Below are 8,468 nucleotides of genomic sequence, written 5' to 3'. Positions count from 1 at the left end.
TTTCCGAAAGTCCGGATGAGGCGCCGGCCGCGCCCTGCGGTCACGACCGCGCGCCCCGGCAAAAATCAGCCATTTGAGCGAGATACGGCCCGCCGAGGTCGCTCCCTGCCGCTGGCACGAATGCTGCTTTTTGACCCGCCAAACGAGCGCCAGCTCCAGAACAACGACGCGAGGGACGTCCGGATGCCAGCCCACAGCCATCCCTGATCTCCGCGCAGGCCATCGCGCCTGCGCGGCATCGCGCGCGTGCCGGTCAGGCCTCGCGCGCTTTTGGACGTGTGACTGCGGCCCGGCATGCAGGGGAGAGTGAGATGATGGTTGCGGACACGAACGACCTGGATCCGCAGGAAACAAGCGCATGGCTCGAGGCGCCGGCGGCGGTGCGCGGCCATCGTGGCGACGCGCGCGCCCGCTTCATCGTCAGGGCCGTCCTCGCGGAGAGACGCCGAGGGCATCGGGCTCGGCAAGGCGGTATTCCCATGGGCAGCCTCGGGCCGCGTGGTCGCCAATGGCCGCGACGAGGGCTTTACCAAGCTGCTGTTTGATGCGACGACCCACCGCATCATCGGCGGCGGCATCGTCGGACCCCCTGCCGGCGATCGGATCAGTGCGATCTGGCTCGGCATCGAGACGGGTTGCGAGCCTGTCGATGTCGGCAAGACCATCCATCCGCATCCGACGCTCGGCGAATCGATCGGCATGGCGGCCGAGTTGTTCGAAGGGCATTGCACCGACCTGCCGCCGCGGAAGCGGACGTGGGCGAACGGAACGAGACATAGACTGAGACCAGGGAGAGAAGATTCGATGTCTGCAACCACCACAGCGGCCGCGGCGCCGAAGAAGCCGTTCTACCGGGTCCTCTATGTCCAGGTCCTCGCCGCGATCGTGCTCGGCGTCATCGTCGGCTGGCTCTGGCCGGAGCTCGGGAAGAACGACTGGATCAAGGCGCTCGGCGACGGCTTCGTCAAGCTGATCAAGATGGTCATCGCGCCGGTGATCTTCTGTACCGTGGTCTCGGGCATCGCGCATGTCTCCGAGGTGAAGAAGGTCGGCCGCGTCGCCGTCAAGGCGCTGATCTATTTCGAGATCGTCTCGACCTTCGCGCTCGCGCTGGGTCTGATCGTCGCCAATTTCATCCAGCCGGGGGCCGGGTTCCAGGGCCAGACCAACGCGGCGGCGGTCGCCAACTACGCCAAGCAGGCCAGCGAGATGAAGTCGGTCGACTTCGTGCTCCACATCATTCCGGACACGGTGGTGGGCGCCTTCGCCCAGGGCGAGATCCTGCAGGTGCTGTTGTTCTCGATCCTGTTCGGCCTCTCGCTGATGAGCCTCGGTGAGCGGGGCCATACCATGCGCGCCTTCGTCGACGATGCCGCGCATGCGATCTTCGGCGTCATCGCCATCGTCGTGAAGGCGGCCCCGATCGGCGCCTTCGGGGCCATGGCCTTCACCATCGGACGCTATGGCCCGCAGGCGCTCGGCAATCTCGCCGGCCTGATCGCGACCTTCTATCTCACCGCGCTCGCCTTCGTCGTCATCGTGCTCGGCATCATCGCCCGCATCGCCGGCTTCTCGATCTTCAAGTTCCTGAAGTACATCAAGGACGAGCTGCTGATCGTGCTCGGCACCTCGTCGTCGGAGAGCGCGCTGCCGCAGATGATGGAGAAGCTCGAGCGGCTCGGCTGCTCCAAGCCGGTCGTCGGCCTGGTCGTCCCGACCGGCTACTCCTTCAACCTCGACGGCACCAACATCTACATGACGCTGGCGACCCTGTTCATCGCCCAGGCGATGAACGTGCACCTCTCCTTCGGCGAGCAGATCACGATCCTGCTGGTCGCGATGCTGACCTCGAAGGGCGCCTCGGGCATCACCGGCGCCGGCTTCATCACCCTGGCCGGCACCCTCGCGGCGGTCAGGCCGGAGCTCGTGCCGGGCATGGCCATCGTGCTCGGCATCGACAAGTTCATGAGCGAGTGCCGGGCGCTGACCAACCTCTGCGGCAACGGCGTCGCCTGCGTGATCGTCGCCTGGTGGGAAGGCGAACTGGACCGCGACAAGCTGCGCACCGCGCTCGATCGCGACATCGATCCCTCGGACGTCGAGGTTGCCGTCACGACGGGCTGAGGCCAACCCTGCCCACGGCCGTCGCCCGCCGAAGGGCGGCGCCCGGCAACGTGACCGTGCAAGCATCGCCGCTGCTCGCGCGCGGCGATGCGGCGCGCCGCCATCTCGCGGCCGTCCCAAGCAGAACCCGTGGACGCGTTGGCGATGCCCAAACGTGATGCCGCCCACATCAAATGATCTGCTAAGGTATCGAGGACATGGCTCTGACGGCATGACGACGGCGGCGCCACCGTCACGCTTGGGGAGGTTGGTGATGGCCGTTGCGCAGTCAGGAGTCCCGCGTGTCGTGATTGTCGGCGGTGGTGCCGGCGGCCTGGAGCTGGCGACGCGGCTGGGCGACAAATACGGCCGCAAGGGCAGGCTGGACGTGACGCTCGTCGAGCGCAACCGCACCCATGTCTGGAAGCCGAAGCTGCATGAGATCGCCGCCGGCAGCATGGACATCTCGGCGCACGAGGTCGATTACCTGGCGCAGGCCTATTGGCACGGCTTCCACTACCGCATCGGCGACATGATCGGGCTCGACCGCGACAAGCGCGAGGTGCTGGTCGCGCCCTATCTCGATGCCGAGGGGCGCGAGGTCACGCCGCAGCGGACCATTCCCTATGACGTGCTGGTCATCGCCATCGGCAGCCAGAACAACGATTTCGGCACGCCCGGCGTGGTCGATCACGCCATCAAGCTGGAATCGCAACGCGACGCGCGGCGCTTCCACGAGCGCATGATCAACGCCTGCATCCGCGCCCATTCGCAATCCTCGCCGATCGCGCTGCATCAGCTGAAGGTTGCGATCATCGGCGCGGGCGCCACCGGCGTCGAGCTGGCCGCCGAATTGCATCGCACGACCCGCGAGGTCGTGGCCTATGGACTCGATCAGGTCGACGCCGAGAAGGACATCAAGATCACGCTGATCGAGGCCGCGCCCCGGGTGCTGCCGGCGCTGCCCGAGCGGGTGTCGCAGGAAACCGGCAAGCTCCTGGAGAAGCTCGGCGTCGAGGTGCTGGTCGGCGCCAAGGTCGCCGAGGTCGGCGCCGACCGCGTCAGCCTGGCCGACGGCCGCGTCGTCCCGGCGGAGCTGATCGTCTGGGCCGCCGGCGTCAAGGCGCCAGACTTCCTCAAGGACATCGCGGGACTGGAGACCAACCGCATCAACCAGCTGGTGGTCAGGCAGACCCTGCAGACCACCCGCGACGAGCGCATCTTCGCGATCGGCGACTGCTCGGCCTGCTCCTGGGGCGCGCGCGGCAACGTGCCGCCGCGGGCCCAGGCGGCGCATCAGCAGGCCTCGCATCTCTACAAGCAGATCCCGCGCTTCGTCCGCGGCGAGGCGCTGTCGGACTACCGCTACCACGATTTCGGCTCGCTGGTGTCGCTCGGCGAGTTCTCGACCGTCGGCTCGATGATGGGCGCGCTGGTCGGCGGCAACCTGGTGTTCGAGGGACTGTTCGCGCGGATGATGTATCTGTCGCTGTACAAGATGCACGAATACGCGCTGCACGGCCTCGCCAAGGTCACCCTGGACACGCTGGCCCGCCTGATCACCCGCCGCACCGAGCCGCATGTGAAGCTGCACTGATGTGCCGCCGCGACCGGCGCGGCGACCCCGGGCCGGCGCCTCGATCGCGCTTCATCGCGTCCCCCGGCCGCCGATTTTGCTGTCGCAAATTCCGGTGCAAGACCCTAGACTTAGGCCGGATATGCGGGCGCGGTGGGCGCGGCCCGCCATGCCCTGGATTGGCCTGGCGCAGGAGATGACGGACCTTCCCCTCCGGATCGGCCTCGAGCGACATCCCGACGCCGCCGTGGTCCGGGGGCGCGCGGGCTGGCTCGTGCGCGGCCTGCTGGCGATGGCGCTGGTCGGCGCGGCGGCCTGGCTCGGCTACGCCATCGCCTTTTCTCGCGGGCTTGATCAGCGCCACGCCGCGGCCCAGCAGCGGCTCGCGGTCGAGGCCGCGCAACTCGACGGCTATCTGTCGCGGTTCGAATACCTGCCCTCGCTGCTGGAGACCTCGCCCGATGTCTTCAGGCTGCTCGGCACGCCGGATGATCGCGCGCTGCAGCAGAGCGTCAGCCTCCACCTGAAGTCGATCAATCTGCTCGCCGGCGCCGACAACCTCTACGTCCTCACCGTCGACGGCGACGCCATCGCCGCGGCCGATTTCGACCAGCCGGGCACGCCGGTCGGCAGCAATTTGTCCTACCGGCCCTATATGCGCCAGGCGCTGGCGACCGGCCGCGGCGCCTTCTTCGGCATCGGCATCACCAGCGCCCGCGCCGGCTACTATCTGTCCTATGCGGTGAAGCGCGAGGGGCGCACGATCGGCGTCGCCGTGGTCAAGGTCAATCTCGACGCCTTCGAACGCGAGTGGCGCAACCGCGGCGCCGACATGCTGCTGGTCGATGCGCGCGGCGTCAGCATTCTCGCCTCGCGCGACGAATGGCGCTTCCGTCCGCTGACGCCGCTCGCCGTCGATGCGCTGGAGGAGATCGCGACCTCGAAGCCCTATGGCAGCTCCAGCCTGGCGCCGCTCGGCTGGAGCTTCCTGGAGCGCGGGGAGCGCAGCGGCCGGGTCGCGACCGAGCGCGGTACCGTGTACAGCATGGACGAGCGGCCGCTGCAGGAGCGGCAATGGCAGCTGATGCTGCTCGACGACATCGCGCCGATCCGGCGCACGGCCCTGATCATCGGCGCATTGTCGGGGCTCGCCAGCATCGTGGCGCTGCTGCTGCTCGGTCTGCTGGCGCAGCGCCGCCACGAGATAAGGCAGCGGCTGGCGAGCCAGGCCGCGCTGCAGGCCGCCAATGACCGGCTGGAGATCCGCGTGCAGGAGCGTACCGCCGAGCTGCGCGCCGCGCAGGACGAGCTGGTGCATGCCGGCAAGCTCGCCATGCTCGGGCAGATGTCGGCCGGCATGGTGCACGAGATCAACCAGCCCTTGGCGGCGCTGCAGACGGCCTCCGACAACGCCGTGCAGTTCGTCGACCGCGGCATGATCGGCGAGGCCCGCGGCAATCTCGTCCGCATCGGCGAGCTGGTGCGGCGGCTGGCGCGCCTGACCGGCCAGTTGCGCGTGTTCGCCTACAAGTCCCATGCGCCGCTCGACAGCGTCTCGGTGGAGCAGGCGGTGGCGGAGACGCTCAAGATCCTCGGCGCGCGGGTGAAGGACGGCGGCGTCGAGGTGAGCGTCGATCTCGCGCCGGAGCTGCAGGTCCGCGCCGATCAGACGCGGCTCGAACAGCTGCTCTGCAACATCGTCGCCAATGCGCTCGACGCCGTCGAGGGCGCGGCGCAAAAGTCCATCTCGATCCGCGCCGCGCGCGAGGAGGGGCAGTGCCGCATCGCCATCGGCAACAGCGGCCCGGCCATCGCCGCCGACGTCCTGCAGCGCATGTTCGAGCCGTTCGTGACCACCAAGCCGGCGGGCAAGGGCCTCGGCCTCGGGCTCGTCATCGCCAATCACATCGCGCGCTCGTTCGGCGGCGAGCTGCGGGCGCGCAATCTCGATTCCTGCGGCGCCGAGTTCGTCGTGCTGCTGCCGCTCGCCGCGTGAGAAGGTCCCCTGATGAGCTCTGAACAGCCGATCGGCGTGATCTATGTCGAGGACGACGAGGACGTGCGCATCGGCGCCGTGCAGGCGCTGCAGCTCGCCGGCCTCGCGGTGACGCCGTTCGCCTCGGTGGAAGCGGCGAGCGCGGTGGTCCGCGCCGACATGCCGTTCGTGGTCGTCTCCGACGTGCAGCTGCGCGGCAGGAGCGGCACCGACTGGCTCAACGAGCTGCACCGGATGGATCCAGACCTGCCGGTGATCCTGGTCACCGGTCACGGCGACATCTCGATGGCGGTCGAGGCGATGCGCAACGGCGCTTACGATTTCATCGAGAAGCCGTGCTCGTCCGAGCAGCTCGTCTCGGTCGTGCGCCGCGCGCTCGACAAGCGCAGGCTCACGCTCGAGGTGCGCACTTTGCGCTCGGCGCTCGCGGACCGGCAGGGCATCGAGGCGAGCCTGCTCGGGCGCTCGCCGCAGATCCGGGAGGTGCGTCGCCTCGTCGCCAATCTCGCCTCCACCAATGTCGACGTCACGATCTATGGCGAGACCGGCACCGGCAAGGACGTCGTCGCGCGCTGCCTGCACAATCACAGCACGCGGCGCGGCGGCAACTATGTCGCGGTGAATTGCGGCGGCCTGCCGGACTCGCTGGTCGAGAGCGAATTGTTCGGCCACGAGGCCGGCGCCTTCACCGGCGCCACCAAGCAGCGCATCGGCAAGATCGAATACGCCCATGGCGGCACGCTGTTCCTCGACGAGATCGAGAGCATGCCGCTGAGCGTGCAGGTCAAGCTGCTGCGCGCGCTGCAGGACCGCTCGGTCGAGCGCGTCGGCTCCAACAAGCCGGTCGCGGTGGATTGCCGCGTCGTCGCCGCCAGCAAGGCCAATCTCTACGAGCTCAGCGAAGCTAAGCAGTTCCGCGCCGATCTCTACTACCGCCTCGGCGTCGCCTTCATCGAGCTGCCGCCGTTGCGCGAGCGGCGCGAGGACATCCCGGTGCTGTTCGAGCACTTCACGCTGGAGGCCGCCAAGCGCTTCGAGCGCGACGCGCCGCTCGTCGACGACGACACCATGTCGCTGCTGCTCGGCCATGCCTGGCCCGGCAACGTCCGCGAGCTGCGCAACGTCGCCGACCGCTTCGTGCTCGGCGTGCTCGACAAGCGGGTGCTGAGCCGGTCCGCGACCGCGTCCTCCGAGCTGTCGCTGCCGCGGCAATTGGAGAACATCGAGCGCTCGATCATCGAGGACGCGCTGCGCCGCAAGCTCGGCGACGTGCAGGCGACGGCGACGCTGCTCGGCGTGCCGAAGCAGACCTTGTACGACAAGATCAAGCGGCTCGCGGTCGACGTCGACGGCATTCGCGAGGGCGCATCGGCGCGGCCGGGATCGTGACGGCCCGGCCCGTTGTCATGCGCCGAGGAACGAATGCCGGCCTGCGCTCATTGAGAGGTCATGACAGGCAGAGACACCCGCGATCTGCGCTCCGGCGCCTATGATCCCGTCAGCAAGGACGGCTTGCCCCAGCCGCAGCAGGTCAAGGACGCGACGACGCCCCGCCAGCAGCAACAATGGGGCGCCGACGTCCGCGCCGAGCCGCTTCCCGGCACCGAGCCGGTGCTGCCGGAAGGCCTGACGCGCAAACGGCGCGACCCGCTCAATCGCAACACCGGCCGCCGCGACACCAAATAGCGTCGCGACGGCCACGCAGCTCACTTCGCCGCGATCACCATGATCTCGACAGTGTATTGCGGCGCCGCGAGGCCGGCCTCGACGGTGGCGCGGGCGGGCGTGTTGCCGGCCGACACCCAGCCGTCCCACACCGCGTTCATCTCGCCGAACGTCTTGATGTCGGTGAGGTAGATCGTCGCCGACAACAGCTTGGTCTTGTCGGTGCCGGCCTTGGCGAGGTGGCCGTCGATGATCGACAGGATCTCTTCGGTCTGCTTGGTGACGCTCTCGCCGGCCGTCTTCTGCGCGACGACGCCCGCGAGATAGACGGTATTGCCGTGCACGACGACCTGGCTCATGCGCGGGCCGACTTCGAAACGCTGGATCGACATCGAGAGTACTCCTTCAAAGGATGAATTCGGGGCCTCTCCCTAGCGCGTGCGACGCGGCAGCGCCAGTCGGCTGAAGCAGGGGCGGGGATGGCAATCGAGCCTCTCTCGAGGGACCTGGACAATGCTCTGGCCAGCAATGTGCCGTTCATCGTCCTTCGAGACGCCCGCTTTTCGCGGGCTCCTCAGGACGAGGCCGGAATTCGCGGCCCAGTGCATCTCTCCCGTCGCGCGATCCATCCCTCATGGTGAGGAGCGCCGCTCGCGGCGCGTCTCGAACCATGAGGCCTCGACGCACGACCTTGCGTTGCCGGCGCATCCATCGCACACGGACAGCGACATTCGCGGGTCTGGCGCCGCTTCGCCGCGCTGCACAGCGGCTTGCCCAGGCGGCAGGCAAGCACGGGGCGTTTTCCACGCTTGCACCGATATTTGAGACATGAAACATTCCCCGCGAGGATCCTTTTAAACGATTTCGGAGGGGCGTGATGCGGAAACGGTTGATGCTGGCAACGCTGGCGGCGGTCGCATGGGCGACGAGTGCAGGGTCGAGCTTTGCGCAGCAGACGATCCGCGTCGGCTGGACCATTCCGGCGGAGGAATCCAAGTACTGGATGATGAAGCGTCCGAGCGAATTCCCGGATCTCGGCAAGACCTACAACATCGAGTGGACTCAGTTCCAGGGAACGGCACCGATGACCCAGGCGCTCGCCGCCGGCGCGCTGGATTGCGCCACCCA

8 protein-coding genes and 2 pseudogenes are annotated in these 8,468 nt (G+C 68.0%); 8 read left to right on the top strand and 2 right to left on the bottom strand.

Translation table 11 applies throughout. The features are described from left to right. Positions 1-201 (bottom strand): hypothetical protein (locus tag BRAS3809_RS37165; RefSeq protein ID WP_210161119.1); only part of this gene is annotated, 201 nt, incomplete at its 3' end. Between the two features lie 110 nt (positions 202-311). Between BRAS3809_RS37165 and BRAS3809_RS37790 the strand changes: the two genes are divergently transcribed. The 7 genes and pseudogenes from BRAS3809_RS37790 to BRAS3809_RS28745 all read left to right on the top strand — a co-directional run bounded on the left by BRAS3809_RS37790 (position 312) and on the right by BRAS3809_RS28745 (position 7,361). Further along, on the top strand, positions 312-545 hold the full coding sequence (locus BRAS3809_RS37790) for a pyruvate dehydrogenase E1 component-related protein (protein WP_502685684.1): 234 nt from the start codon (positions 312-314) through the stop codon (positions 543-545). Then, a pseudogene (locus BRAS3809_RS37785) lies at positions 499-645 on the top strand (oxidoreductase dimerization domain-containing protein); the annotation flags it as partial. The gene BRAS3809_RS37790 and the pseudogene BRAS3809_RS37785, both read left to right, overlap by 47 nt. Before the next feature lie 159 nt (positions 646-804). After that, positions 805-2,124 carry a dicarboxylate/amino acid:cation symporter gene (locus tag BRAS3809_RS28765; protein WP_008965524.1) on the top strand — a complete coding sequence of 440 codons (1,320 nt, stop codon included), beginning with the start codon at positions 805-807 and terminating at the stop codon, positions 2,122-2,124. 253 nt (positions 2,125-2,377) lie between these two features. Then, positions 2,378-3,700, top strand: a complete 1,323-nt coding sequence (locus BRAS3809_RS28760; protein ID WP_008965523.1) for an NAD(P)/FAD-dependent oxidoreductase — start codon at positions 2,378-2,380, stop codon at positions 3,698-3,700. Between the two features lie 175 nt (positions 3,701-3,875). After that, positions 3,876-5,675 (top strand): ATP-binding protein, encoded by a 1,800-nt coding sequence (locus tag BRAS3809_RS28755; protein ID WP_083839180.1) that lies wholly within the window; start codon positions 3,876-3,878, stop codon positions 5,673-5,675. Between the two features lie 12 nt (positions 5,676-5,687). Beyond that, entirely contained in the window at positions 5,688-7,064 is a 1,377-nt protein-coding gene (locus tag BRAS3809_RS28750) for a sigma-54-dependent transcriptional regulator (RefSeq protein WP_008965521.1), read from the top strand. Between the two features lie 60 nt (positions 7,065-7,124). Then, positions 7,125-7,361 (top strand): hypothetical protein, encoded by a 237-nt coding sequence (locus BRAS3809_RS28745; RefSeq protein ID WP_008965520.1) that lies wholly within the window; start codon positions 7,125-7,127, stop codon positions 7,359-7,361. Positions 7,362-7,381: 20 nt separating this feature from the next. On the opposite strand, the gene BRAS3809_RS28740 is transcribed toward BRAS3809_RS28745, so the two are convergent. Beyond that, positions 7,382-7,732 (bottom strand): RidA family protein, encoded by a 351-nt coding sequence (locus BRAS3809_RS28740; RefSeq protein WP_008965519.1) that lies wholly within the window; start codon positions 7,730-7,732, stop codon positions 7,382-7,384. A 485-nt stretch (positions 7,733-8,217) separates the two neighbouring features. On the opposite strand from BRAS3809_RS28740, the pseudogene BRAS3809_RS28735 reads away from it, so the two are divergent. Continuing rightward, positions 8,218-8,468: pseudogene (locus tag BRAS3809_RS28735) on the top strand (ABC transporter substrate-binding protein); the annotation flags it as partial.

The sequence above is a fragment of the Bradyrhizobium sp. STM 3809 genome (assembly GCF_000239795.1).
Taxonomy (GTDB): domain Bacteria; phylum Pseudomonadota; class Alphaproteobacteria; order Rhizobiales; family Xanthobacteraceae; genus Bradyrhizobium.
Note: the sequence above shows the minus strand (reverse complement) of the source record. Positions and strands in the feature narration are given on the sequence as shown.

Bases quoted from the DNA above. Each gene is read 5' to 3' on its own strand.
- BRAS3809_RS28760 (WP_008965523.1), top strand. From the start codon at position 2,378: ATGGCCGTTGCGCAGTCAGGAGTCCCGCGTGTCGTGATTGTCGGCGGT.
- BRAS3809_RS28755 (WP_083839180.1), top strand. From the start codon at position 3,876: ATGACGGACCTTCCCCTCCGGATCGGCCTCGAGCGACATCCCGACGCC.
- BRAS3809_RS28740 (WP_008965519.1), bottom strand. From the start codon at position 7,732: ATGTCGATCCAGCGTTTCGAAGTCGGCCCGCGCATGAGCCAGGTCGTC.
- BRAS3809_RS28765 (WP_008965524.1), top strand. From the start codon at position 805: ATGTCTGCAACCACCACAGCGGCCGCGGCGCCGAAGAAGCCGTTCTAC.
- BRAS3809_RS28750 (WP_008965521.1), top strand. From the start codon at position 5,688: ATGAGCTCTGAACAGCCGATCGGCGTGATCTATGTCGAGGACGACGAG.
- BRAS3809_RS37790 (WP_502685684.1), top strand. From the start codon at position 312: ATGATGGTTGCGGACACGAACGACCTGGATCCGCAGGAAACAAGCGCA.
- BRAS3809_RS28745 (WP_008965520.1), top strand. From the start codon at position 7,125: ATGACAGGCAGAGACACCCGCGATCTGCGCTCCGGCGCCTATGATCCC.